Annotated in this window: 23 protein-coding genes and 3 tRNA genes; 8 read left to right on the plus strand and 18 right to left on the minus strand. The window is 66.0% G+C overall.

Translation table 11 applies throughout. The features are described from left to right. From AC1D09_RS22400 to AC1D09_RS22415, 4 genes are all read right to left on the minus strand, one after another. The coding region (locus tag AC1D09_RS22400; RefSeq protein WP_477701243.1) for a GTP-binding protein at positions 1 to 251 on the minus strand (251 nt) is incomplete at its 3' end. Between the two features lie 91 nt (positions 252 to 342). Beyond that, positions 343 to 417 (minus strand) — tRNA-Thr (locus AC1D09_RS22405). 96 nt (positions 418 to 513) lie between these two features. Further along, positions 514 to 587, minus strand: a tRNA-Gly gene (locus AC1D09_RS22410). Positions 588 to 687: 100 nt separating this feature from the next. Next, a tRNA-Tyr gene (locus AC1D09_RS22415) sits at positions 688 to 773 on the minus strand. An 80-nt stretch (positions 774 to 853) separates the two neighbouring features. Between AC1D09_RS22415 and AC1D09_RS22420 the strand changes: the two genes are divergently transcribed. After that, positions 854 to 1957 carry a patatin-like phospholipase family protein gene (locus AC1D09_RS22420; protein ID WP_477664749.1) on the plus strand — a complete coding sequence of 368 codons (1104 nt, stop codon included), beginning with the start codon at positions 854 to 856 and terminating at the stop codon, positions 1955 to 1957. Positions 1958 to 2004: 47 nt separating this feature from the next. On the opposite strand, the gene AC1D09_RS22425 is transcribed toward AC1D09_RS22420, so the two are convergent. From AC1D09_RS22425 to trpE, 8 genes are read right to left on the minus strand one after another with little or no spacing between them, the layout of a single operon-like run. Then, positions 2005 to 2709, minus strand: a complete 705-nt coding sequence (locus AC1D09_RS22425; protein ID WP_477664750.1) for a uracil-DNA glycosylase — start codon at positions 2707 to 2709, stop codon at positions 2005 to 2007. Between the two features lie 17 nt (positions 2710 to 2726). Further along, on the minus strand, positions 2727 to 3533 hold the full coding sequence (trpC, locus tag AC1D09_RS22430; protein ID WP_477664751.1) for an indole-3-glycerol phosphate synthase TrpC: 807 nt from the start codon (positions 3531 to 3533) through the stop codon (positions 2727 to 2729). Positions 3534 to 3538: 5 nt separating this feature from the next. Continuing rightward, a complete protein-coding gene (trpD, locus tag AC1D09_RS22435) occupies positions 3539 to 4582 on the minus strand; it encodes an anthranilate phosphoribosyltransferase (RefSeq protein WP_074578877.1) in 1044 nt (347 codons plus the stop codon). A 39-nt stretch (positions 4583 to 4621) separates the two neighbouring features. Further along, positions 4622 to 5272: a LysE family translocator gene (locus tag AC1D09_RS22440; protein WP_477664752.1), complete on the minus strand. Its 651-nt coding sequence runs from the start codon at positions 5270 to 5272 to the stop codon at positions 4622 to 4624. Between the two features lie 9 nt (positions 5273 to 5281). Next, positions 5282 to 6331: a low-specificity L-threonine aldolase gene (gene ltaE / locus AC1D09_RS22445; protein WP_477664753.1), complete on the minus strand. Its 1050-nt coding sequence runs from the start codon at positions 6329 to 6331 to the stop codon at positions 5282 to 5284. After that, positions 6328 to 6909: an aminodeoxychorismate/anthranilate synthase component II gene (locus tag AC1D09_RS22450; RefSeq protein ID WP_477664754.1), complete on the minus strand. Its 582-nt coding sequence runs from the start codon at positions 6907 to 6909 to the stop codon at positions 6328 to 6330. The genes ltaE and AC1D09_RS22450 overlap by 4 nt, the downstream gene beginning before the upstream one ends. A 2-nt stretch (positions 6910 to 6911) precedes the next feature. Beyond that, positions 6912 to 7232, minus strand: coding sequence for a chorismate mutase (locus tag AC1D09_RS22455; RefSeq protein WP_477664755.1), 321 nt, complete (start codon positions 7230 to 7232; stop codon positions 6912 to 6914). Continuing rightward, positions 7229 to 8728, minus strand: a complete 1500-nt coding sequence (trpE, locus tag AC1D09_RS22460) for an anthranilate synthase component I (protein ID WP_413328546.1) — start codon at positions 8726 to 8728, stop codon at positions 7229 to 7231. The genes AC1D09_RS22455 and trpE overlap by 4 nt, the downstream gene beginning before the upstream one ends. 445 nt (positions 8729 to 9173) lie before the next feature. On the opposite strand from trpE, the gene AC1D09_RS22465 reads away from it, so the two are divergent. Beyond that, positions 9174 to 9755: a chalcone isomerase family protein gene (locus AC1D09_RS22465; protein ID WP_477664756.1), complete on the plus strand. Its 582-nt coding sequence runs from the start codon at positions 9174 to 9176 to the stop codon at positions 9753 to 9755. A 63-nt stretch (positions 9756 to 9818) separates the two neighbouring features. Here the strand turns inward: AC1D09_RS22465 and gph are convergent, their stop codons facing one another. Then, positions 9819 to 10508 (minus strand): phosphoglycolate phosphatase, encoded by a 690-nt coding sequence (gene gph, locus AC1D09_RS22470; protein WP_477664757.1) that lies wholly within the window; start codon positions 10506 to 10508, stop codon positions 9819 to 9821. Between the two features lie 130 nt (positions 10509 to 10638). On the opposite strand from gph, the gene AC1D09_RS22475 reads away from it, so the two are divergent. Beyond that, positions 10639 to 11253: a hypothetical protein gene (locus AC1D09_RS22475; protein ID WP_477664758.1), complete on the plus strand. Its 615-nt coding sequence runs from the start codon at positions 10639 to 10641 to the stop codon at positions 11251 to 11253. Positions 11254 to 11260: 7 nt separating this feature from the next. Here AC1D09_RS22475 and AC1D09_RS22480 read toward each other — a convergent pair whose 3' ends face one another. From AC1D09_RS22480 to rpe, 4 genes are all read right to left on the minus strand, one after another. Further along, entirely contained in the window at positions 11261 to 13774 is a 2514-nt protein-coding gene (locus tag AC1D09_RS22480) for a PAS domain S-box protein (RefSeq protein WP_477664759.1), read from the minus strand. Positions 13775 to 13835: 61 nt separating this feature from the next. Continuing rightward, positions 13836 to 14588, minus strand: coding sequence for a response regulator transcription factor (locus tag AC1D09_RS22485; RefSeq protein ID WP_477664760.1), 753 nt, complete (start codon positions 14586 to 14588; stop codon positions 13836 to 13838). A gap of 136 nt (positions 14589 to 14724) precedes the next feature. Next, positions 14725 to 16446, minus strand: coding sequence for an adenylate/guanylate cyclase domain-containing protein (locus AC1D09_RS22490; protein ID WP_477701244.1), 1722 nt, complete (start codon positions 16444 to 16446; stop codon positions 14725 to 14727). An 88-nt stretch (positions 16447 to 16534) separates the two neighbouring features. After that, positions 16535 to 17230 (minus strand): ribulose-phosphate 3-epimerase, encoded by a 696-nt coding sequence (gene rpe / locus AC1D09_RS22495; protein ID WP_477664548.1) that lies wholly within the window; start codon positions 17228 to 17230, stop codon positions 16535 to 16537. A gap of 105 nt (positions 17231 to 17335) precedes the next feature. Between rpe and apaG the strand changes: the two genes are divergently transcribed. The 5 genes from apaG to thiL all read left to right on the plus strand — a co-directional run bounded on the left by apaG (position 17336) and on the right by thiL (position 23472). After that, on the plus strand, positions 17336 to 17737 hold the full coding sequence (gene apaG, locus AC1D09_RS22500; RefSeq protein ID WP_007874098.1) for a Co2+/Mg2+ efflux protein ApaG: 402 nt from the start codon (positions 17336 to 17338) through the stop codon (positions 17735 to 17737). Positions 17738 to 17758: 21 nt separating this feature from the next. Then, positions 17759 to 19723 (plus strand): site-specific recombinase, encoded by a 1965-nt coding sequence (locus tag AC1D09_RS22505; RefSeq protein ID WP_477664547.1) that lies wholly within the window; start codon positions 17759 to 17761, stop codon positions 19721 to 19723. Positions 19724 to 20053: 330 nt separating this feature from the next. Beyond that, the gene (locus tag AC1D09_RS22510) at positions 20054 to 21322 is read left to right on the plus strand and encodes a cation:proton antiporter (protein WP_074578853.1); all 1269 of its coding nucleotides are present in this window, start codon (positions 20054 to 20056) and stop codon (positions 21320 to 21322) included. Next, positions 21312 to 22451: a YbdK family carboxylate-amine ligase gene (locus AC1D09_RS22515; protein ID WP_477664546.1), complete on the plus strand. Its 1140-nt coding sequence runs from the start codon at positions 21312 to 21314 to the stop codon at positions 22449 to 22451. Before AC1D09_RS22510 ends, AC1D09_RS22515 begins: the two co-directional genes overlap by 11 nt. A gap of 34 nt (positions 22452 to 22485) precedes the next feature. Then, the gene (thiL, locus tag AC1D09_RS22520) at positions 22486 to 23472 is read left to right on the plus strand and encodes a thiamine-phosphate kinase (RefSeq protein ID WP_477664545.1); all 987 of its coding nucleotides are present in this window, start codon (positions 22486 to 22488) and stop codon (positions 23470 to 23472) included. Here the strand turns inward: thiL and AC1D09_RS22525 are convergent. Then, positions 23460 to 23636, minus strand: coding sequence for a hypothetical protein (locus AC1D09_RS22525; protein WP_477664544.1), 177 nt, complete (start codon positions 23634 to 23636; stop codon positions 23460 to 23462). The two genes, thiL and AC1D09_RS22525, sit on opposite strands and share 13 nt — an antisense overlap. Positions 23637 to 23699 lie beyond the last annotated feature (63 nt).

Here is a 23699-nt window from a genome sequence, read left to right on the forward strand (position 1 = left end):
CAGTCCCAGTCCACGTGGGCGTAGTGGCGATTGGCCGTTTCGTACTCGACGTGGGCGGTGTTGATCGTGATGCCGCGCGCTTTTTCTTCCGGTGCCGCGTCAATTTGGTCGTAGCCCTTGGCTTCGCCGCCGAACTTCGATGCCAGAACCGTCGTGATCGCCGCCGTCAGCGTCGTCTTGCCATGGTCCACGTGGCCAATCGTGCCTACGTTGACGTGCGGCTTGGTCCGCTCAAATTTGCCTTTTGCCATTTTTTCAACTCCAGAAATTTATAAAGAGTTACAAAACCAGTGAATCACTACCGCCAGCCGCAGCACCTTGCATGCTGCGCCGGCTCAAAATTGGTGCCCTTTGCGGGAATCGGACCCGCGACCTCTCCCTTACCAAGGGAGTGCTCTACCACTGAGCCAAAAGGGCTTAAATTCTTCAAAAAGTCAAACGACTTCAATCCCACCGCAATCCAACGCAAGACCAACCAACAGAGCCCTTAAACACCACAAAACCGCGACTTTGTGGAGCGGGAGACGGGAATCGAACCCGCGTCATTAGCTTGGAAGGCTAGGGTTCTACCATTGAACTACTCCCGCGCAGCTCTGCCAATTCAACTCACATCAAACCACTCACAGCTCAAAACCCGCTTTTTGCGACTGCCTTGCACTGTCCGCCTGCCAAAAATCAACAAAAATCTGGTGGATGAGGCTGGATTCGAACCAGCGTAGGCGTTAGCCAACAGATTTACAGTCTGCCCCCTTTAGCCACTCGGGCACCCATCCTTCAAGCGAACCTCGGATTATGCCACGGTTTTATGTCGGACGGAATCCCCGGGTATCGCAAAAAGCATTAAAAATACCTCATGAGCACCCCGCCCCCAATCCCCTCGCCGCCCGACCCCTCCTCCCAGCGCCGGGTCAACCTGGCCTTGCAGGGCGGCGGCTCCCACGGCGCCTTCACCTGGGGCGTCCTGGACGCCCTGCTGCAGGACGAGCGCATCCAGTTCGACGGCATCAGCGGCGCCAGCGCGGGCGCGGTCAATGCCGTGGCGCTGGCGCACGGATTTGCCGTCGCCGCGCACAAAGACAGCGGAACGCCCAATCCCCGGGAGGCGGCCCGCGCCTCGCTGGCCCGGATCTGGCAGGGCGTGGCCGCCATGGGCAGCCTGGGCTCCATGGCCGACGGCATCAGCAAGATGCTTCTGGGGGGTTGGCCCTCCGATAAAGTGGGCGCTAACTTTTTTAGCAACGCCATGAGCCAATGGCTGTCGCCCTACCAGTCCAACCCGCTGGACATCAATCCCCTGCGCAAGCTGCTGCAGGCGGAAATCGACTTTCCCGCCGTCGCCGCCCTGCAACTGCCCAAGGCTTTTGTGTCCGCGACCCATGTCAACACCGGCCAGGCCGAAATCTTTTCGGGCAAACGCCTGACATTGCAGGCGGTGATGGCTTCCACCTGCCTGCCCACGCTGTTCCAGGCGGTGGAAATTGACGGCCAGTCTTATTGGGACGGTGGATTTTCCAGCAATCCCTCCCTGCTGCCCCTGATCAGCGAATGCAGCAGCCGCGACATCATCGTGGTGCAGATTAACCCGTTGCGGCGGCCCGAGGTGCCCCACACGCCGCTAGACATCATGGACCGGGTGAACGAGCTGACCTTTAACGCCAGCCTGCTGTCCCAGATGCGCACCATCGATTTCATCAACCGCCTGCTGGCGGACGGGCGCCTGCAGGAAGGCGTGAAGTACAAAAGCCTGCTGCTGCACCGCATCGACGGCGGCGAGGCCCTGGAAAACCTGCCCTCGTCGAGCAAGATGTCGGCCGACGGCGCCATGATCGAAAAACTGTTTGAAATGGGCCAGGGCGCGGCCAAACGCTGGCTGCGCCGCCACTTTGAAGCGCTGGGCCAACAAAGCACGGTCAATATCCGGCGCGACTATGTCGGCAGCCTCCCCCAGGAGTTCTAGGGCGCCCGCTCACAGCCCCTTGTTAAATTAGTGCTTGCCGTCCAACGCTAGGGTTTCGGGTGCGCGTCACGCCATTCCCGCGCCTGCGAGAAATGGCCGCAACCGATAAAAGGCAAGGGCGGGCGCAGGGCCGACAGTGGCGAAGGGTGGTTGGCCACCAGCACCTTGTGGCGCTTGGCGTCAATCAGGGCCCGCTTGCTCTGGGCATGGGAGCCCCACAGCATAAAAACCACCGGGTGGTCGCCGTCGGCGACCTGGCGGATCAGCGTGTCGGTCAACACTTCCCAGCCTTTGCCTGAATGGCTGGCCGGCTGGCTTTCTTCCACCGTGAGGCAGGTATTGAGCAGCAGCACACCGTGCGTGGCCCATTTCACCAGGCTGCCGCCGGGCACCGGGAACTTGGGCGGCGGCGTGCCCAGGTCGCGCTGCAGTTCCTTGAAAATGTTGCGCAGCGAAGGCGGCAAGGCCACGCCGGGCGCGACGGAAAAGGCCAGCCCCTCGGCCTGGCCCCGGCCGTGGTAGGGGTCCTGGCCCAGGATCACGACGCGCACCTCTTCGGGCGGCGTAAGTTCCAGCGCGCGCAGCGGCTGGGGCGGAAAGATCACCGCGCCTTGCGCGAGCCGGCCCTGCAGGAAATCCAGCAGCTTGCCGCCGGTAGGGGACGCGAAAAAGGCCTCGGTGGTGGGACGCCAGCCGGGTGCCACCGGCCAGTCCGCGGGGTCCGCGCTCAGCAGCTGGTCCGGAGGGTTCATCTGCACCGCCTCCTGGTTTACTTGCCGCTAAACAGCTGCGCCAGCGCCAGGCCCGGCTCATCGGCGCGCATAAAGGCCTCGCCGACCAGGAAGGCGTTGATGCCGGCGTCGCGCATGCGTTTTACGTCGGCCGGCGTGGCGATGCCGGACTCGGTGACCAGCAAGCGGTCCGCGGGAACCTGGCCCAGCATGCCCAGCGTGGTGTCCAGCGAGACCTCGAAGGTTTTCAGGTTGCGGTTGTTGATGCCGATCAGCGGCGTTTTGAGCTTGAGCGCGCGTTCCAGTTCAGCCTTGTCGTGCACCTCGACCAGCACCGCCATGTCCAGCGACATGGCCAGCGCCTCCAGCGACTTCATCTGCGCATCGTCCAGGCAGGCGGCGATCAGCAGGATGCAGTCGGCGCCCATGACACGCGCCTCATAGACTTGGTAAGGGTCGACCATGAAGTCCTTGCGCAGCACCGGCAGGCTGCACGAAGCCCTGGCCTGCTTGAGGTAGTCGACGCTGCCCTGGAAGAACTGCTTGTCGGTCAGCACCGAGAGGCATGCCGCGCTGAGCGTGCCGTCGCCCTCGGCATAACTTTGCGCGATGTCGGCCGGGATGAAGTCGGCGCGCAGCACGCCCTTGGACGGGCTGGCTTTTTTGACTTCGGCGATCACCGCGGGCTGGCCCGCCGCGATCTTGGCGCGCAGCGCGCCCACGAAGTCGCGCGTCAGCACGCGCGATTCGGCGTCTTCACGCATCACGGCCAAGGGTTTCTTGCGAACCGCCTCGGCGATTTCCTGGCGCTTGACGGCGATGATTTTGTCGAGGATGTCGGACATGGTGTTCAGGCCGCAAGTTGTTGGGTGGTGGAAACCAGCTGCTGCAGGCGCGCCTTGGCCGCGCCCGAGGCCAGCGCCTCGCGGGCCAGGCCTATGCCGGCCTTCATGGAGTCGGCCACATTGGCAGCGTACAGCGCCGCGCCGGCATTGAGGATCACGATGTCGCGCGCCGCGCCGGGCTGGTTGTCCAGCACGCCCAGCAGCATGGCCTTGGACTGCTCGGGCGTTTCCACGCGCAACGCGCGGTTGCTGGCCATGGGCATGTCGAAGTCTTCGGGGTGGATTTCGTATTCGGTGATTTCACCGTTTTTGAGTTCACCGACAACGGTGGCCGCGCCCAGGCTGACCTCATCCATGCCGTCCTTGCCGTAGACCACCACCGCATGCTCGGCACCCAGGCGCTGCAGGGCGCGCACCTGTATGCCCACCAGGTCGGAATGGAACACGCCCATGAGGATGTTGGGCGCGCCGGCCGGGTTGGTCAGCGGGCCCAGGATGTTGAAGATGGTGCGCACGCCCAGTTCCTTGCGGATGGGGGCGACGTTTTTCATCGCCGGGTGGTGGTTGGGCGCGAACATAAAACCCACGCCGACCTGTTCTATGCACTTGGCGATGGCCTCGGGCTTCAGGCCAATATGGATGCCCAGCGACTCGATCACGTCGGCGCTGCCCGACTTGCTGCTCACGCTACGCCCGCCGTGCTTGCTGACCTTGGCGCCGGCCGCCGCCGCCACAAACATGGAGCAGGTGGAGATATTGAAGGTGTGCGAGCCGTCGCCACCGGTGCCGACGATGTCGACCAGGTGGGTTTTGTCGGCCACGTGAACCTTGGTGGAGAACTCGCGCATCACCTGCGCGGCGGCGGTGATCTCGCCTATGGTCTCTTTCTTGACGCGCAGGCCGGTGATCAGCGCGGCCATCATCACGGGCGACATCTCGCCGCTCATGATGAGCCGCATGATGTGCAGCATCTCGTCGTGGAAGATCTCGCGGTGTTCGATGGTGCGCTGCAGCGCTTCCTGCGGGGTGATTTTGTGGGTATGGGGCATGGCGTGTCTCGCTTGTTTGTTCCGGGGCTGGAGTAAGGCTCAATTCGCGGGATTATCGGTAAAGGCAAGCTTGAGGCCAAACGCGATGAACATGGCGCCGGCCGCACGGTCCAGCCAGTGCATGCCGCGCTGCACGGCGTCGCGCCTGGCCATCCAGGCGGCCGCCACGGCCCAGCCCGAATTGACCGGAATGGCGTTCAGGTTGAACAGCATGCCCAGCAGCACAAAGGCCAGCGCCTTGTTTTCAGTGCCCGGTGCGATGAACTGCGGCACAAAGGCGAGGAAAAAAATCGCCACCTTGGGATTGAGCACATTGGTCCAGAAGCCGCCCATAAAAATCGCCTTCAGGGGCTTGGGCGCTTCGGCGGCGGCGACCGCGGCGAGGTCGGTCGTGGCCTGGGGTGCCCTGGACAGCAGGATCTTCGCGCCTATCCACAGCAGGTAGGCCGCGCCTATCCACTTGAGCACGGTAAAGGCCAGGGCCGACGTGGCCAGCAATGCGCCCACACCCACGGCCGCCGCGAAGATGTGGACAAAGCAGCCCGCGGTGATGCCCAGGCCGGCCACGATGCCGGCGCGCGCGCCCGAGCGCAGCGAGTGGGTCACGATGTAAAGCACGTCAGGGCCCGGCGTCAGGTTGAGCAGCCAGCCGGCCGCGATAAACAGCAACAGGTGTTGGAAATCTGGCATGGCGGCTCCTCAGCGACGAAAGAATTCCCGGATGGCGGCCGCCGCGCGGTCCACGCCGGCGGCATCCACATCCAGGTGAGTGACAAAACGCAGGCGGTACAGGCCCGTGGCCTGTATGCCCCTGCCAGCCAGGTGCTTGAGCAGGGCCGCGGACTGCTCGCGCGCCGCGCCCGTCAGGTCGACAAACACGATGTTGGTCTGCGGCGCTTCAACCTGCAGGCCTTCAATGCCGGCCAGGCCGTCAGCCAGCTGCCTGGCCAGCGCGTGGTCCTGGGCCAGGCGCCCCACATGATGGTCCAGCGCAAACGAAGCCGCCGCCGCCAGCATGCCGGCCTGGCGCATGCCGCCGCCCGCCATCTTGCGGATGCGGTGCGCCCGCGCGATGAACTCGCGCGAACCGCACAGCGCCGAACCGACAGGCGCGCCCAGGCCCTTGCTGAAGCAGACAGAGACGCTATCAAAGCATCCTGCGATGCGTTTGGCCTCGGCCAGCGCGCTGCCGCCTGTTTGCGCGGCCTGCGCGACAGCGGCATTGAACAGCCGCGCGCCATCCAGGTGGCGGCCCAGGCCGTGCTTTTTCGCGAGCGCGGTGGCCTGCTGCACATAGTCAAAAGGCAGCAGTTTTCCGCCCAGGGTGTTTTCCAGCGCCAGCAGGCGTGTGCGCGCGAAATGCGCGTCGTCGGGCTTGATGGACGCCTCGATCTCGGCCAGGGCCAGCGTGCCGTCGCTATGGTGGTTCAGCGGCTGCGGCTGCACGCTGCCGAACACCGCCGCACCGCCGCCTTCCCAGCGGTAGCAATGCGCCATCTGGCCGACGATGTACTCGTCGCCGCGCTGGCAATGGCTCAGGATGGCGCAGAGGTTGCTCTGCGTGCCGGTGGGCACAAACAGCGCGGCCTCAAAGCCCAGCAGACCGGCGATTTTTTCCTGCAGTCCATTGACGGCGGGATCATCACCGAACACGTCGTCGCCCAGCGGCGCGGCCAGCATGGCTTCGCGCATGGCGGCGGTCGGCCGGGTCACGGTGTCGCTGCGTAAATCCACAAATGCCTGGCTCATGCGCTTTGCTCCAGGAAGTTTTTCAGCATGGCGTGGCCGTGCTCGGTCAGTATCGATTCGGGGTGGAACTGCACGCCCTGGATGGGCAGCTCCTTGTGGCGCACGCCCATGATCTCGCCGTCGTCCGTCCAGGCCGTGACGGCCAGGGCCTTGGGGCAGGACGATTTTTCAATCGCCAGCGAGTGGTAACGGTTGACGACGAACTGCTCGGGCAAATTGGCGAACACGCCCTCTTGCGTGGTGGTGATCACGCTGGTCTTGCCGTGCATGAGCTGCTGCGCGCGGATGATGTTGCCGCCGAAGGCCGCGCCTATGCTCTGGTGGCCCAGGCAGACGCCCAGGATGGGCAGCTTGCCGGCGAAATGCTGGATCGCCGCGACCGAGATGCCTGCTTCGGCCGGCGAGCACGGCCCGGGCGAGACCACCAGCAGGTCGGGCGCGCAGGCGGCGATGTCCGCCACGCTGATTTCGTCATTGCGAAACACCTCGACCTCCGCGCCCAGTTCACCGAAGTACTGGACGATGTTGTAGGTAAAGCTGTCGTAGTTGTCGATCATCAAGAGTTTGCTGCGCTTCATGTTCAGGCCTCCTGGCGCAGGCGTTGGAATTCGCCGCGCTCAAAATCAATGGATGCGGCGATCATGGCGCGGTAGGCCGCTTCCAGGACAGCCTCGGGGGCGCCGGCCGCGCGGGCCTGGGCGCGCACGCGGTCCACGATGAATTCGATGCGCGCGTTGTCGACGATCTCGCCGGCGCTTTGTTTGATGCGCGCGGCCTGCGCGACGTAAGCGCTGCGCTCGGCGACCAGCGCCACGATGCGGTCGTCAAGCGCATCGATGTTGCGGCGCACGTCGGCCATGGTATGGCAGTGCTCCACGGTTGGGCGGATGGTCGTGCTCATTCCAGGCCCTCCTCGACAAGCTCGGACGCCCGCAGCAGCGCGCGCGCCTTGGCTTCGGTTTCCTTCCATTCGAGCTCGGGCACCGAGTCGGCCACCACGCCGGCCGCCGCCTGCACATACAGCGTCTGGTCCTTGATGATGCCGGTGCGTATGGCAATCGCCACGTCCATGTCGCCGGCATAGCTGAGGTAGCCGCAGGCGCCGCCGTAGAGGCCGCGTTTGGTGGGTTCGAGCTGGTCGATGATTTCCATGGCGTGGACCTTGGGCGCGCCGGTCAGCGTGCCGGCCGGGAAAGTGGCTTTGAGCACGTCCATGCTGGTCATCCCATCCAGCAGCACGCCCTCGACGTTGCTCACGATGTGCATCACATGGCTGTAGCGCTCGACCGCGAAGGCCTCGGTGACCTTCACCGTGCCGGTCTTGGCGATACGGCCTATGTCGTTGCGCGCCAGGTCAATCAGCATGACGTGCTCGGCGCGCTCCTTGGGGTCGTTGACCAGTTCCTGCTCGACGGCCTTGTCGGCCTCGGGCGAGGAAGCGCGCGGGCGGGTGCCGGCCAGGGGCCTGATGGTGATCTTCTGCCCTTCGCTGACTTGTTCCTGGCGCACCAGAATTTCGGGGGAAGCCCCCACCACATGGAAGTCGCCGAAGTGGTAGTAATACATGTAGGGCGAGGGGTTGAGCGAGCGCAGCGCGCGGTACAGGCTCAGCGGCGACTCGGTGTAGCGTTTCTTGATGCGCTGGCCGACCTGCACCTGCATGAAGTCGCCGGCTTCGATCAGGCGCTTGGCCTTCTCCACGGCGGCGATGTAGTCGGCCTTGGCGAAGTCGCGCTCGGCCGGATAGCTTTGCGAGGGTTTGACCACCGGGGCGCTGACTGAGTACTTGAGTTTTTCCCTGAGTTCGCGCAAGCGCTTCTTGGCGTTGGCATAGGCTTCGGGCTGGGCCGGGTCGGCATAGACGATCAGGTAGAGCTTGCCCGAGAGGTTGTCGATCACCGCCAGCTCTTCGCACTGCAACAGCAGGATGTCGGGGCAGCCCAGGGTGTCGGGCGGACAGCTGGCTTCGAGTTTTTTCTCGATGTGGCGCACCGCGTCGTAGCCGAAATAGCCGGCCAGGCCGCCGCAAAACCGCGGCAGGCCCGGCCGCAGCGCGACCTTGAAGCGCTTTTGGTAGTCGGCGATGAAGTCCAGCGGGTTGGCCGCCGAGGTTTCCACGACGCGGCCGTCCGTCACCACCTCGGTGACCCGGTCGGCGCCAAAGCCCGAGGCGCGCACCAGCGTGCGGGCCGGCAGGCCGATGAAGCTATAGCGGCCGAAGCGCTCGCCGCCGACGACGGACTCCAGCAGAAAGCTGAATTTGCCGCCGTCCTTGGAATGCGCAAGCTTGAGGTAGAGGGAAAGCGGCGTTTCAAGGTCGGCAAACGCCTCCGCCATCAGGGGAATGCGGTTGTAGCCCTGGCCGGCCAGGCTTTTAAATTCGAGTTCAGTGATCACGGTAAATCCTTCGCTGGGAGGCAAAGCGCAAAGAGGCGCCGCCGCCGGTCATTCAAAACGCCCCGAGGACCGGGGCCGGGATGCACCTCTCGGGAGGGCATCGATGAGAAAGGGGGGTGTCGCAGAACCTGCGGCAGTTGCGCGGGCCGATGGCAGCGTGGTAACGCGCCGGCCCGCATGCGCCTCAGGCGTGCGAGAAATGACAGGTACGCCAGGGCCAGGCTCCCCGGTCGCCACAACCTGTTTGAATGATGCGATGAATGAACATGTAGGGCAAAGTGTAGCAAAGACCGGGACCGGCCCGCACCGGGCAAGCATGGCCGGGACAAACTAGTACTAATGCTTATCTCGCAAACCCTCTTGCGAGAGGCCGCCCCTGAACTCGAGAATGGTGACATAAAAAAAGAACGCTCGTTCTATTTCAACCCTTCTTTGGAGACAGCCCATGACTTTGACAGCGCGATGCATCGCGGGCCTGACCAGCCTGTTGCTCTCATTCGGCATTCTTGCCGCACCTATGGAAGTGGCGGGCGTCAAACTCGACGACCCGGTGGAGCTTCACGGCACCAAGCTCCAGCTCAATGGCGCGGGCATTCGTTACAAGGCCGTCTTCAAAGTCTACGTGGCGGGCATGTACCTGCCCAAAAAGGCCTCCACCCCCGAAGAGGTCTACACCATGGCCGGCCCCAAGCGCATCAGCATCACCCTGCTGCGCGAGATTGACTCCAACGAACTGGGCAAAAGCTTTACCACCGCCTTCACCGAAAACGCGCCCAAGGCGGAAATGTCCAAGCTGATCCCCGGCCTGATCAGGATGGGCCAGCTTTTTGCCGACCAGAAGAAGCTGGTGGCCGGCGAAGGCTTCACCATCGACTGGATTCCCGGCACCGGCACCGTGATTTCCGTCAAAGGCAAACCGCAAGGCGAGCCCTTCAAGGAAGCCGAGTTTTTCAACGCCCTGGTGCGCATCTGGCTGGGCCCGCAGCCCGCTGACTGGAAACTCAAGGACGCGCTGCTCGGTAAATAAGGCCTGCGGCTTTCGGATGATCAACGGGGCGCAAGCCCCGTTGCCGTTTTCACCGCCCCAGTGCTATTTCTGGAAGCGCAGTTCGGCCAGCGAGTCGACAAAGCCGTCGGCATCGACCTCGCGCACCGGCTCGCCGTGGTTGTAGCCGTAGGTCACCAGCAGCACCGGGCAGCCCGCCGCCCGCGCGGCCCGCGCGTCGTTGCTGGAGTCGCCGATCATCAGGGTGCGCGCGGGCGCACTGCCCAGCGCCTCGCAGGTCTTGAGCAGCGGCAGAGGGTCGGGCTTTTTGCGCGCGAAGGAGTCGCCGCCAAAGACCTCGCTGAAAAAACCGTCCAGGCCCTTGAGTTTGAGCAGCTGGCGCGCCATGGCCAATGGCTTGTTGGTCAGGCAGGCCAGCTTGAGCCCGGCCTGCTGCAGGGCGCGCAAGCCTTCCAGCCCTCCGGGATACACCGCCGAGTGCAAGCCGTTGATGGCGGCGTAATGCCGCTGGTAGCTCGCCATCGCTTCGGCGTAGCGCGCCGGCAGGTCCTCACCGGCATGCGCCAGCACCGTCCTCACCAGATTCTCGGAGCCCTTGCCGACCATGCGGCCCACGGTCGCCGCATCCAGCGCCTGCGCCTGGCCCGGCCTGCCCAGTTCGGCCAGCATGGCGTTCACGGCGGCCACGAAATCTCCCAGGGTGTCCACCAGCGTGCCGTCCAGGTCCACCATGGCGGCGTCGAAATGGGTGAGCGTCAGAACAGCAGGATTCATGCAAAACAGCCGGTGAAAGGTGGCAAGCGGAGCGGCGATCATGCCAGAACCCACTGCCTGGCGCCCGGCTTTCTGCGCTACGCTAGGCCTGCGCTTTTTCCATTGCCGCCACCGACCTTCCAGGAATGCCATGAATGCTTTTTCTCAAGACCGATGCCGCAACAAAGCACTGCGGCGGCTGGCCGCGGCCTGTGCCGCACTGTTTGCCGCGGCGATGCCGGGGCCCACGCTGACCCAGCCTGCACCTGCACCTGCACCTGCACCTGCACCTGCACCCGCACCTGCACCCGCGCCGCTTGCCGCGGTGCCGCCCGGCGCCAACACCTTTGAACGGCTGGCGACAGGGGCCGGGATCACCAGCTGCTCCAAGGCCCTGCGCACCCTGGGCCCGGTGCTGACCGGGCCGGAGGGCGGCTATGCCGTGATGCTGATGGCCAACCGCGTGGCGCCGGCCGCCTCGGCCTTCTCGGCCTCGATTGAAAAAAGCGGGCCCGCGGGCACCACCTTTGTCAGCGCGTTTTTCAGTCCCGGCCTGATGGGCGGCTGCGACGTCGGCTATGACACCGTCAGCACCTGGAACAAGTCCTGCCAGGACGTTGCCCTGCAAGACTTCCGCTATGCGCAGCCGCTCAACGTGATAGGGCGCAATATCAGCGTGCTGCCGTATTCGCCCACCCACCATGTGTACCTGATCCGCATGCCGGGCGGCTGCATCAGCATCAACAAGGAAATGCTCTACCCCTGAACGGCGCTCAAGAGGCGGCGCGGCGCCTGGCCTGGATCGCGCGGTCCAGGCTGCCCAGCAAGCGCTGCTCGTCGAGGGGTTTTTCCAGCCAGCCCGAGATCCCCAGCGTCTGGCTGCCGGGCTGCTGCCGCGCCTCCGCGGCGGTGACCGATAACACCAGCACCGGCAGGCGCGCGGTGCGCTTGTTCGCCCGCAACTCGCGTATCAGCGAGAACCCGCTCTCATAGGGCTGCCTGACGTCCACCGTCATCGCCGCGTAGGACTCCATCTTGAGGTGGTCGCGCGCCTGCTCGGTGGTGTGCGCCATGTCCACGGCATAGCCGCCGTTGTCCAGCATCATGCCGATAAGCTGGGCCACATCGGGATCGTCTTCGTACACCAGCACGCGCGGGCGCGCCACACCGTCAAGCTCCATGGGCGCCGTGACCGGCGGCGCTTCCCGCCATACGGGCAGCTCGAAAAAGAAGGTCGTACCCACCCGGCTTTCCGTGCTGAAGCCTATGCTTCCGTCCATGCGCTCGATGATGGCCTTGGAGATGCTCAGGCCCAGGCCGGTTCCGCCTTTTTGCCGCGTGTCGGATGAGTCGGCCTGCGAAAACTTCTGGAAGATGCGCTGGCGGAATTCATCCGGAATGCCGGGGCCGCTGTCGGTAATCTCCACGCGCGCGCGCGCCGCGTCCGTGCGCAGCGACACCTGCACGGCGCCTCCCGGCGGCGAGAACTTGATGGCGTTGGACAGCAGGTTGGTCACCACCTGGATCAACCGGTCGCTGTCGACGCAGACCTGCACGGGCGCCTCCATCCTGCCCAGCACCAGCGTCACGCCGTGCTGCTCCGCGAAGCCTTCATTGGCGGCCAGGGCCTGCTCCAGCAAGGGCTCCAGCTCCATGGGCCGCAGCTCAAAACTCATCTTGCCGGATTCGATTTTTTCGCTGTCGAGGATGTCGTTGATGAGCCGGATCAGCCGCTCGCAGTTGCTCTTGGCGATGCCCACCAGGTTTTTGGCCTGCGCCGGCAGCTCACCGGTCACACCGCCCCAGACCAGCCCGAGCGAGCCGCGTATCGAGGTCAGCGGCGTGCGCAACTCATGACTGACGGTGGAGACGAACTCGCTCTTCATGCGGTCTATGCGCTTGAGCTCGGTCACGTCATTGCCCAGCGAGGAAAAACCGATGACCGTGCCCTGCTCCTCCCCCTCGCCGTAGCGCGGGAAATGGCTCATGACGTATTCGCGCCGCTCACCGCCGGGCGTCACCTGCACGCACTCGTAGCGAACCGAGTAGCCCGCCAGCGCCTCCTGCACATGGCCCTTGACCTGCTCGTACAGCTGCGGCCCCATGACCTCGAACAGGGTCCGGTTCTGTATCTGTTCGGACACAAGGCCGAAGGCCTCTTCATAGGCCCGGTTGTGGAACCGGAAACGCTCCTCCCTGTCGACATAGGCGATCAAGGCCGGAACAGCGTCGGTCAGCTCGCGCAGCTGGGCTTCGCTGCTGCGCAGGGCGTCGCTGATGCGGTTGCTTTCGGTGATGTCGTGGATGATCGCGGTGAACAGGCGGCGGCCGCCGACATTGACGTCGCCGAAGGACGCGTTCACCGGGAACTCGGTGCCGTCGTGGCGCAGGCCCAGGACCTTGACGTCCCATTCGCGAAAGCCGCGCTGGCGCCCGCCCAGGCTCGCAAAGAAGGCCTGAAAGCCCATGCGGTAACGCGTGGGCAGCAGCATGGTCACTTCCCGGCCCACCAGGTCGTCGAGCCGGTAGCCGAAGAGATGGCGGGCGGCGCTGTTGGCGTTGACGATGATGCCCTCCTGGGTGGCCGTCACCAGCCCTTCGGCCATGCTCTCGGTCACGGCCCGGCTCATGGCCTCGCTGTCGGAAAGCCTGGCCTCGATGCGGCGGCGCTTTTCCTGCGCCCGGACAATCATCTGGATGGCCCAGCCGAATACGCTCAGGCACAACAACCCGCCCAGCAGGATCAGTTGCTTGACGGTCTGCGCGGTCTGGCGCGTCTCCTCTTTCGAGTGCTCCAGGGTCTGGGTTTCGGCCACCTTGATGCGGGCCACCAGCGCCTCTATCTCGTCATGAAGCTGGCGGTTGGGCGCGTTGCCGACAATGGCGGCCGCTGCGTCCAGCCCGGTTTGCTGCCGGGCGGTGATGGCCAGCTCCATGAGCTCGAAGCGGCGCGTCATGGCCTCGCCCAGGGCGCGCCAGTCCTTGCCCGTGCCGGCCTGCGCATGCACGCGCTGTAGCGCCTGCTGGCTCAGCGAGCGGGCCCGCTGGTAGGCGGCCATGTCACTGGCAACGTTGGTCAGCAGGTAGCGCCGCTGCGAAGACTCCGCCGCCTGGAATTCCGAGACGACCTGCTCCAGCAGCAGCACCGTTTCGCGGGCCTCGGTTTCGCTCTGCGTGCCGCTGATCAGTGAATTGATCGTGAAATAGGAAGCCGCGATGCTCAGGATGATCAAGACCATCCCGGCGCCCAGCGCGACGTTGATGGTGGCGCGAAAAGGCAGCCTCATGGCACTTGAGCCGGCAGGCCTGGTTGACCAGAAAAGCGGCTCATCTCGCCATGCTCGCGCGCTACTGCGAGCCCAGCACGGTGCGGACCGCCTGGAGCAGCGACTCGGTCTCCACGGGCTTGGTGATGTAGCCGTCGGCGCCGCTGGCCAGGCCCTTGAGCACCGCCTCGCGCGTTGCCTTCGCCGTGAGCATGATCACGGGAATGTCCTTGAGCTGGGGGTGCGAGCGGATGCGCAGCAGGATGTCAAAGCCGTCGGCATCGGGCAGCATGACGTCCAGCAGCACCAGGTCGGGAATCGGCGTCTTGCGGAACTCGGCCACCACTTCGGCGCGCGAGCCCGCCACCCGCACGTCGAAACCCTCGAAGGTCAGGTAGTGGTTCAGGAATTTGGCAAGGTGCTCGTCGTCGTCCACGATGATGGCCGACAGGCGTTCGCCGGGCGCGTGCTGGCGCGGGTGCTCGCGCTTGCGGGCGATGCGCACGTAGTAGTTGGACTTCTTGAGCGTGGCCGCGCAGAGATCGGCTTCGGCACCCGCCTCCGTGAGCGCCGTCGGGCTCAGCTGGAACTGCAGTGAGGCGGCGAACGGGTCCGGCGCGACCTGCGTCACCAGCCCCTTGGCCAGCAGCAGTTTCACGGTGCTGTCCAGCGTCGCGCCCACGGCTTCCCCCACGCTCTGGCGTATCTGGGCTATGGACAGGATGCCGTCGAGGCGCACCAGCAGCTCCACCTCGGGCGGTGAAATCGTGGTGGCGGCGCTGCGCAGCTCTTGCTGGCCTTTGGGCGTAACTGCGTAGATGTCGTTGTACTGCACGGTGTAGCTCCTCTCTGTGGGTAAGGGGCATGACATGCGCCTGGGCGCCCTGCCTGATGATTCTAAGGGTCCAGGGCCGGCCCGAATGGCGTAGGCCCGTAGCAAGAAGATACACCAAGCGGGCCGGCCCGGGTGTTCATGGCGATTTCACGGCATCGGGCGGCGGCAAGGCCGAGCGCAGCGCCTCCATCAGTTCACCAAGCGATTCTTCCATGCGCAGCAGCAGCTCGTCGACGCCCTCACGCGGCGCGTTGTCGCGCAGCGCCTGCTCCAGCGCCTCGGCGTCCTGCGGCAGTTGCGTGGCGCCTATCTGCGCCGAGACGCCGCGCAGCGAGTGGCTCAGCAGTTCCGCCGCCTTCAGGTCGCCGGCCGCCAGCGCCTCGCGGATGCGCACCGGCGTGTCCGCGCGGCCGTCCATGAATCGGCGCAGCATCGAGATGTAAAAGCCTTTCATGTTCATCGCCCGGCTCAAGCCCACCGTCAGGTTGATTCCGGCAATGCTGTCCGGCAGCGCCTCATCGCCGGCGCCCGCCGCATCCGCCGCCTGCACGGCGGCAAGGCGGGAGGCCTGCGCGCCGGCATCTGCCGCGGGTGCCGGCGCGGCGGCGCCGGCACCGGCCTGCGGCGCGGGCTCCAGGCTGTCCAGCGCCCTGCGCAGCTCGGCGACGGCCTCCGCGCGCTGCACGGGCGTAAGGCGGCCCGGGTCCAGCTCCAGGCGCAGGCCGGGCCGGTCGCACTGGATCACCCCCGCCGCCGCCGCGACCGGCGGGGCCGGGGTTTTGCGGACCGCGTAGACCGTGATGGGCTCGGAAAACCCCTTGGCGATCACCGGCTCGCGCTCCTCGACCTCGATGTCGCCCTGCACCAGGTCGTGGGTATCCCTGGAAATCAGGATGCCGCCGGGCTCGGCGGCCTGCTCCAGCCGGGCCGCGAGGTTCACCTCCCGGCCGATGATGGTGTAGTCCATGCGCAGGTTGCTGCCGAAGTTGCCGACGTCGCAAAAGCCCGAGTTGATGCCTATGCGTATCTCGAAAGCCTTGGGGATGCCCATGGCCTTCCAGCGCTGCCGCAGCTCGGCCATGCGCTGCTGCATGGCGACGGCCATCCTGACGCACTGCACCGCGTCCTGGCGCGGGCCCAGGGTGTGGGGGTCGCCGAAGAAGATGACGATGGCGTCGCCGATGAACTTGTCCAGGGTTGCGCCGTACTCGGCGGCGATCTGCGACATCTCTTCAAAGTAACTGTTGAGCAAAAACGTAACTTCCTCGGGCTGCCACTGCGCCGTGGAGGCGGTGAAGTTCTTGATGTCCGAGAAAAACACCGTGAGCCGCTTGCGCTGGGTCTGGATCTCTGCCTGGCGGGATCCATCAAACAGCGACTGGTAGACCTGCGGCGCAAGATAGCGCGACAGCTGCTCGGACAGGGTCTTCAGGCGCTTGGCATTGGCGCTGCGCTCCAGGTGCAGCCTCACGCGCGCCAGCAGCACGGGCGGGCTGATCGGTTTGGTGATGTAGTCGGTGGCGCCCAGGTCCAGCCCGAACTGCTCCTCCTCCACACTGCTCAGCGCCGTGAGGAAGATGACGGGAATGTCGGCCGTGCGCGGGTCGCGCGCCAGCCGCCGCATGACTTCGTAGCCGTCCATGCCGGGCATCATCACATCCAGCAGGATGATTTCAGGGCGCCGCTCGGACAGCGCCACCTGCAGGCCCTCTTCGCCCGACTCGGCGGCCTCCACCTCATAGTCGTCGCGCAGCAGGGCGACCAGGAAAAACCGGACGTCCGCCGTGTCGTCCACCACCAGGATGCGGGCTCGGCGCGCGGGGCGCTGCCCGTCTTGCTGGCTTACAGCTTCAGTCATGCGGCTCCTCCATGTGTGGCGGGGGGCCGGCGTCCGGCCTGGCCGGTTACCGGGGTTGGCGCGCGGGTCGGCGTCGTCGCGTGCCGGCCTATTTCACCAGTTCCGCCCGCATGGCGTCAATGACCGCCTTGTAGTCGGGTTTCCCGAAAATGGCGCTTCCGGCCACAAAGGTGTCGGCGCCGGCGGCGGCCACGCGCGCGATGTTGTCGGCCTTGATGCCGCCGTCGACTTCGAGGCGGATGTCCTTGCCCGAGGCTTCGATGCGCTTGCGCGCCTGTTCGACCTTGCGCAGCGCCGAGTCGATGAAGCTTTGCCCGCCGAAGCCGGGGTTGACGCTCATGATCAGGATCAGGTCGATATCCTCGATCATCCAGTCCAGCACATCCAGCGGCGTGGCCGGGTTGAACACCAGCCCGGCCTTGCAACCCTTGGCCTTGATGGCCTGCACGCTGCGGTGCACGTGGCCGGAGGCCTCGGGGTGAAAGCTGATCAGATCGGCGCCGGCGTCGGCAAAAGCCGCGGCCAGCGCGTCGACGGGCTGCACCATCAGGTGCACGTCCACAGGCACCGGGGTGCCGTCGGCCTTTTTGGCGTGCGGCTTGAGCGCCTGGCAAATCATGGGCCCGAAAGTCAGGTTGGGCACATAGTGGTTGTCCATTACGTCGAAGTGGATCCAGTCGGCGCCGGCGGCGATGACGGCCTTGATCTCATCGCCCAGGCGGGCGAAATCGGCGGACAGGATGGAAGGGGCGATCCGGTAGGTGGGCGGCTGGTTTTTAGGCATGGCAGGATTGTCGCAGCAAGCCGGGCCCGCCGCCTGCCGCGGTGTTGCTGTTTCGCCCGGCCAACAGCCGGTGCAGGCGGTTAACATGGTTGGTCAATGCCCATCATGCCCAAATACCAGTTCTCCTGCGAAGTCGTTCCCCAGTACCTGCCCGAGCAATCGGCGCCGGAAGACCATGTCTACGGGTTTTCCTATACCGTCACGGTCACCAACACCGGCGAAGTGACGGCCCAGCTGATCTCGCGCCACTGGGTCATCAGCGACGCCAACGGGCACAACGAGGAGGTCAAGGGCCTGGGCGTGGTCGGCCACCAGCCGCTGCTCAAGCCGGGCGAATCCTTCCAGTACACCAGCGGGTCGCGCCTGCGCACGCCCAGCGGCACCATGCACGGCAGCTATTTTTGCGTCGCTGAGGACGGCGAACGCTTCGAGGCACCCATCCCCATGTTCGTGCTGGAGGCGCACAACGGCAATGGCAGCGTCCCGCCCGGCCGCGTCCTGCATTAGGCCCCCGGTCCTGACCGCCCGATGAAAGACCTGGCATCCCTGCTCAAGGCGCTGGATCCGGACGCCGGCCTGGCCCAGCGCCATGTCTGGCTGATCAAGCTCTTCGAATGGATACGCGGCGATGAGACGTCCGTCCCGGCCGCGGTGGCGCGGGTGCAGGCCTTCATCGATGCCGTCGAGATGCAGCCCGAGCTGCGCGCGCGCCTGCAGGCCTGGTGGCAGACGCTGATCCAGACAGTCGACATCACCACCTTGCTGGCCGATTTCGGCTTCGCGCCGCGCACGGCCTTCGTCAGTGAACTGGCCGAGCGCCTGCGCCGCAAATGGCTGCCCGGCACGCCCGAGACCGTCGACGCCTCCGAGCTGTTTCCCCTGGTGGCGCCCACCCGCTTTGACGCGCAGTGGATGGGCGCGCTCGAGGAGCCCCAAATCGCCCGGCTCACCCTGCTGCTGTCGGCCAGCCCCGACATGGACACGCTGCACTGGCATTACAGCCTGATGGACGCGCTGGCCTATTGCACGGCGCAGATCCGCGCCACCGGTTTCGCCCCCGAGCTGCGCCTGCGCATGAACCGCGCCACCCCGCACGCGCGCGCCTTTCATGCGCTGCCGGCCGACATCGACGGGCTGCGCAACGCTTTCTTCAAGCCCGAACGGGACGAGGCGCAATTGCAGGCCGCGATCGCACAATACCGCGAGCGGCTGGACGCCTGCCGCCAGGCCGTCAACAGCATCTACACGCACCTGGAGGAAAACGGCATTTCGGTCGGCATGGTGTTTCGCCTGCGCCAGCTGCGCGAGCGCATGCTGCGCGTGCGCGAGCTGCTCGACAGCCTGGTCTCGCCCAAGCCGGCCATGGCGGCCGTCAAGCTGCTGGGGCGCCGCGTCATCACCGCGCAAGAGGGCAAAAGCATCAGCGCGCTGATCAGCGCCAACTCCACGCTGCTGTCGGCCAAGGTGGCCGAGCGCAGCGCCGAGACCGGCGAGACCTACATCACCCGCACGCGCGGCGAATACCGTGAAATGCTGGGCAAGGCCATGGGCGGCGGCGCCGTCACGGCCCTCACCACGCTGCTCAAGTTCATGATCGTCGCGGTGGGGCTTTCGGCCTTCTGGGGCGGCTTCTGGTCCGGCCTCATGTATGCCGCCAGCTTCGTCCTGATCCAGCTGCTGCATTTCACGCTGGCCACCAAGCAGCCGGCCATGACGGCGCCGGCCATGGCGGCCAAGCTCAAGGACCTCGGCTCGGCCGATGCCGCCAGCACCATCGAAGCTTTTGTCGACGAGGTCACGCACCTGGTGCGCTCGCAGGTGGCGGCGGTCTTCGGCAACGTGTTCATGGTGGTGCCCGCGGTGCTGCTGGTCAACACGCTGGTGCTGTTGCTGCTGGGCCGGCCCATGATCAGCCCTACCGAGGCCGAGCATGTGCTGGGCACGCTGACCTTGCTGGGCCCCACGCTGATGTGGGCGGGCTTTACCGGCGGCATCCTGTTCGCGGCCAGCATGATCGCGGGCTGGACCGAAAACTGGTTCGTGCTGCACCGCCTGGACTCGGCCATGCGCCACAACCCGCGCATCACCGCCGTGCTGGGCAGCGAGCGCGCGGCCCGCTGGTCAAGCTTCATGCGCGACAACATCTCGGGCTTCGCCTCCAACATCGCGCTGGGCTTCATGCTGGGGCTGATCCCGGCCTTCACCGGTTTCTTCGGCGCGGAACTCCAGGCGCGCCACGTCACGCTGTCCACCGGCCAGCTGGCTGCGGCCGGCGCCTCGCTGGGCCTGGAAGCCTTCAGGCACTCCACCATCTGGTGGTGCGTCGCGGCCATTCCGTTGATAGGCGCGCTCAACCTCGGCGTGAGTTTTTACCTCGCGTTCCGCCTGGCCCTGCAAGCGCACAACGTGAGCAATGTGGACCGCGCCCGCATTCGCGCAGCGATCTGGGCGCGCTGGCGCAGCCATCCGCGCAGCTTCTTCATGCCTGAATAGGCTCACCCCTGTCCAGGCTCACTGCGTGTAGCCTGTTCTCCCCTCGAGGGGACGGCGCCTGCGGTCTGGCAAAGCCAGTCCCGCGGCCCCCGATGGTGACACCCCCATTTGGTTTGCGCCGTTGAACTCTTCACCCAACACGCATCGGGCGGCATTTCCGGCCTTGTCCTACAGGCCTGCACCGGAGGCCCCTGTAAATTAATGCAACAAGTTTCGTTTCGCGCAAACCCACCGGGCCCCAGGCCGTAAAGGCCGGCCGACCAACGCGCAACAGGCCGCCTCCAGGGGCCTGTCTGCAGAAGTTCCCATCAGAGTGGAGACCCATCCCCCATGAATGACATCCTGGCCATCTGGGCCGAATGGATCAAACCTTCGGCAGGCTTGCCGACCGTGCAGTGGTCCATCCTTCTCGCTGTGGCCGCCGCCGCGGGCCACCTGCTGAACCGCTATACCGGTTTGCCCAAGGTGGTCGGCTATTCGCTGGTCGGCGGCGTTGCCGGCCTGGCCGGGTTCACCGGCGCGGTCTGGCCGCTGCAGGGCACGGGGCTCTTTCTGCTGGAACTGGGCGTGGCCGTGGTGCTGTTCGAGGCCGGCGGGCGCATCCCGCTGCGCTGGTTTCGCCACAACCCCATGGTGCTGGTGCAAAGCCTGGCCGAATCGGCGCTGACCTTTATTCTGGTGTACTGGGCCCTGGGCGCGATGAGCGTGCGCGTCGCCGTGGCTGAACCGCTGGCCCTGCTGGCCATGGCCGCTTCGCCGGCCGTGCTGTCGCGCGTAGCCATAGACACGCGCGCGGCCGGCCCGGTCACCGAACGCGCGCTGGTGCTGTCCACGCTGGGCACGCTCTATGCCCTCACGCTGTGCAGCGCCCGCGCCGGCATGATGCACCGCCCCGAATCGGGTGTGGCCAGCGTGCTCAGCACGCTCTACCCGGTGCTGGTGGTGCTGGGACTGTCGGTGGTGGTGGGCGCGGTGCTGGCCCTCACGCTGCGCACCGCGCTGCGCGTGATGAGCCCCACCAGCGAAAACACCGCCATCCTGCTGCTGGCCCTGATCGCCGCCGGCGCCGCGCTGGCAGCCCACTTCGGCGGTTCGGCACCGCTGGCGGCGCTGCTGGGCGGCATGCTGCTCAAGCAGCTCAACCCGCGCCCCTGGTCGTGGCCGCGGCAGATGGGCACGGCCTCCGCCATGCTGACCATGCTGATGTTCGTGCTGGTCTCGGTGGTGGCTGCGCAGGCCGACTGGAGCGGCCCGGTGGCCGGTCTGGTCATCGCCATGGTCCTGGCGCGCATGGCGGCCAAGATCATCGGTGTCGCCATCGGCAATGCGGGCAGCGGTGCCAGCTGGAAACAGGCGCTGTGGGTGGGCTGCGCGATGTCGCCGATGTCCTCGGTCGCGTTGCTGCTGGTGTCGCAGTTCGCCACGGCCTCGGGCGCCCTGGGCCGGCAGATCGCCAGCGTGGCCCTGCCCGCCATCCTGCTGATGGAGGTGCTGGGCGCGGTGCTGGCCACCGTGGCCATTTACCGCGCCGGCGAAAGTTCCAAACCCTGGGCGCCGCTCACGCGCGGCCCCGCATCCGGACCCGTCCATGAGCCTTGAACCTTTTCACAAATCGGCCGCGCTGTCGCTGGGCGTGGAGCTTGAGCTGCAGCTGGTGAACACGCACGACTACGACCTCGCGCCCTATGCCGAGGACATGCTGCGCCTGATGTCCAAAATCCCGCTGCCCGGCGCCGTGGTGCCCGAGATGACCTCCAGCATGATTGAGGTCTCGACCGGCATCTGCCACAACGCATCGGAGGTGCTGGGCCAGCTTTCGCAGATCCGCGACGCGCTGGTCAAGAGCGCCGACAAGCTCAACATCGCCGTGGTCGGCGGCGGCACCCACCCCTTCCAGCAGTGGCATGAGCGTCGCATTTACGACAAGCCGCGCTTTCGCGAGCTGTCCGAGCTCTACGGCTATCTTTCCAAGCAGTTCACCATCTTCGGCCAGCATGTGCATGTGGGCTGCCCCGACGCCGACAGCGCGCTGCTCACGCTGCACCGCATGTCGCGCTATATCCCGCATTTCATCGCGCTGTCGGCCTCCTCGCCCTATGTGCAGGGCCAGGACACGGCCTTCGACTCGGCGCGGCTCAACTCGGTGTTCGCCTTCCCGCTCTCGGGCCGCGCGCCCTTCGCGCTGACCTGGGACGATTTCACCGTGTACTTCGACAAGATGACGCGCACCGGCGTGGTCAAGAGCATGAAGGACTTTTACTGGGACATCCGGCCCAAGCCGGAGTTCGGCACCATCGAGATCCGCGTGTTCGACACGCCGCTCACGGTGGAGCGCGCCACCGCGCTGGCGGGCTTTGTCCAGTCGCTGGCCTCCTGGTTCATGCACGAGCAGCCCTTTGTGCCCACCGAGGACGACTACCTGGTCTACACCTACAACCGCTTCCAGGCCTGCCGCTTCGGCCTGGACGCGGTTTACGTGGACCCGGCCACCGGCGGCCACATGCCGCTGCGCGAACACATCCTGCAGACCATGGCGCGGATCGAGCGCCACGCCACCGCCATGGGCGCGGGCGCCTCGCTGCACCTGCTGCGCAACAGTGTGGAGCGCGGCGACAACGACGCCCGCTGGCTGCGCGAAAGGCAGGGCGAGGAGCACCTGCTGGCCGAAGTCATACGCCAGGCGTCGGAACGTTTTCGCGGCGGCGTGACGCACCAGCAGAATTCCTGAAATCCCCGCCGGTGCAGCCTGTATGCTCTGCGCCATGGGTGAATTCGACTTGATTGCGCGCTACTTCACGCGCCCCGCCGCCCGCGCGGCGCTGGGTGTGGGCGACGACTGCGCGCTGCTGCAGCCCGCGCCCGGCACACAGCTGGCGATTTCCAGCGACATGCTGGTCGAGGGCCGGCACTTTTTCGCGGACGTGGCCCCCCTCACGCTGGGCCACAAAGCGCTGGCCGTCAATTTGAGCGACCTGGCCGCTTGCGGCGCCAAACCCCTGGCCTTCACGCTGGCCCTGGCCCTGCCGCGGGTCGACGAAGCCTGGCTGGCCGCATTTTCCCAAGGCCTGCTGGCGCTGGCCGATGCGCACGGCTGCGAACTGGTGGGCGGCGACACCACGCAGGGGCCGCTCAATATCTGCATCACCGTGTTCGGCGAAGTGACCGTGCTGAACGGCAAAAGCCAGGCGCTGCTGCGCTCGGGCGCAAAAGCCGGCGACGATGTGTACGTCAGCGGCACGCTGGGCGACGCGCGACTCGCGCTGGACGCGCTGCGCGGCACCGTGCCCTTGCCGCCCGGCTTGCTGGCCCAGGCCAGGCGCCGGCTGGAGCAACCCACACCGCGCGTGGCCTTGGGCCAGGCGCTGCGCGGCATCGCCTCGGCGGCCATTGACGTGAGCGACGGCCTGATCGGCGATCTGCAGCACATATTGCGCGCCTCAGGCGTGGGCGCCACACTCGAGACGGCGCTCGCCGCCCAATTGGTGGCCGCTTGCGCCCACCCGGATTGGCCCGGAACCGGCATTGGCGCGGACAAGCAGCTGGAGTTCGCACTGGCCGGCGGCGACGACTACGAGCTCGCCTTCACCGCGCCGGTCTACGCCCGCGAAGCCGTGCAGGCAGCGGCAAGACAGGCGCAAACGCCCGTCAGCCGCATAGGCCGCATCGACACGGTCCTCGGCCTGCGCCTGCTGGACGCGGCCGGCGTGCTGATGGAGCGGCGCTACGCTTCTTTCGATCACTTCGCCTGAGGGCGAATGCCGGCGCCTGGGCGCGCTGCGTGCACCAGGCCGCGCGCGAGGCGGCCCAGCACCGACCAGAACTGGGCCGGTGCCAGGGCACGCAAATGCCGCGCCTCGGCCATCGCGGCGGCGGCCAGGCGGCTTTCTTCGGATGCGGTGTAGGCGGAATTCATGAGAGCGTCCTTTCAGTTGGGGTACGGCTCCACTGTGCGCAAAACCGCCGCCGCCGGAAACCA

Source organism: Polaromonas sp. P1_A2 (assembly GCF_056406895.1).

What these genes read in the sequence shown, in the direction of transcription:
- AC1D09_RS22420 (WP_477664749.1), top strand. Translation starts at nt 854, where the DNA reads ATGAGCACCCCGCCCCCAATCCCCTCGCCGCCCGACCCCTCCTCCCAG.
- AC1D09_RS22425 (WP_477664750.1), bottom strand. Translation starts at nt 2,709, where the DNA reads ATGAACCCTCCGGACCAGCTGCTGAGCGCGGACCCCGCGGACTGGCCG.
- trpC (WP_477664751.1), bottom strand. Translation starts at nt 3,533, where the DNA reads ATGTCCGACATCCTCGACAAAATCATCGCCGTCAAGCGCCAGGAAATC.
- trpD (WP_074578877.1), bottom strand. Translation starts at nt 4,582, where the DNA reads ATGCCCCATACCCACAAAATCACCCCGCAGGAAGCGCTGCAGCGCACC.
- AC1D09_RS22440 (WP_477664752.1), bottom strand. Translation starts at nt 5,272, where the DNA reads ATGCCAGATTTCCAACACCTGTTGCTGTTTATCGCGGCCGGCTGGCTG.
- ltaE (WP_477664753.1), bottom strand. Translation starts at nt 6,331, where the DNA reads ATGAGCCAGGCATTTGTGGATTTACGCAGCGACACCGTGACCCGGCCG.
- AC1D09_RS22450 (WP_477664754.1), bottom strand. Translation starts at nt 6,909, where the DNA reads ATGAAGCGCAGCAAACTCTTGATGATCGACAACTACGACAGCTTTACC.
- AC1D09_RS22455 (WP_477664755.1), bottom strand. Translation starts at nt 7,232, where the DNA reads ATGAGCACGACCATCCGCCCAACCGTGGAGCACTGCCATACCATGGCC.
- AC1D09_RS22465 (WP_477664756.1), top strand. Translation starts at nt 9,174, where the DNA reads ATGACTTTGACAGCGCGATGCATCGCGGGCCTGACCAGCCTGTTGCTC.
- gph (WP_477664757.1), bottom strand. Translation starts at nt 10,508, where the DNA reads ATGAATCCTGCTGTTCTGACGCTCACCCATTTCGACGCCGCCATGGTG.
- AC1D09_RS22475 (WP_477664758.1), top strand. Translation starts at nt 10,639, where the DNA reads ATGAATGCTTTTTCTCAAGACCGATGCCGCAACAAAGCACTGCGGCGG.
- AC1D09_RS22480 (WP_477664759.1), bottom strand. Translation starts at nt 13,774, where the DNA reads ATGAGGCTGCCTTTTCGCGCCACCATCAACGTCGCGCTGGGCGCCGGG.
- AC1D09_RS22490 (WP_477701244.1), bottom strand. Translation starts at nt 16,446, where the DNA reads ATGACTGAAGCTGTAAGCCAGCAAGACGGGCAGCGCCCCGCGCGCCGA.
- rpe (WP_477664548.1), bottom strand. Translation starts at nt 17,230, where the DNA reads ATGCCTAAAAACCAGCCGCCCACCTACCGGATCGCCCCTTCCATCCTG.
- apaG (WP_007874098.1), top strand. Translation starts at nt 17,336, where the DNA reads ATGCCCAAATACCAGTTCTCCTGCGAAGTCGTTCCCCAGTACCTGCCC.
- AC1D09_RS22505 (WP_477664547.1), top strand. Translation starts at nt 17,759, where the DNA reads ATGAAAGACCTGGCATCCCTGCTCAAGGCGCTGGATCCGGACGCCGGC.
- AC1D09_RS22510 (WP_074578853.1), top strand. Translation starts at nt 20,054, where the DNA reads ATGAATGACATCCTGGCCATCTGGGCCGAATGGATCAAACCTTCGGCA.
- AC1D09_RS22515 (WP_477664546.1), top strand. Translation starts at nt 21,312, where the DNA reads ATGAGCCTTGAACCTTTTCACAAATCGGCCGCGCTGTCGCTGGGCGTG.
- thiL (WP_477664545.1), top strand. Translation starts at nt 22,486, where the DNA reads ATGGGTGAATTCGACTTGATTGCGCGCTACTTCACGCGCCCCGCCGCC.
- AC1D09_RS22525 (WP_477664544.1), bottom strand. Translation starts at nt 23,636, where the DNA reads ATGAATTCCGCCTACACCGCATCCGAAGAAAGCCGCCTGGCCGCCGCC.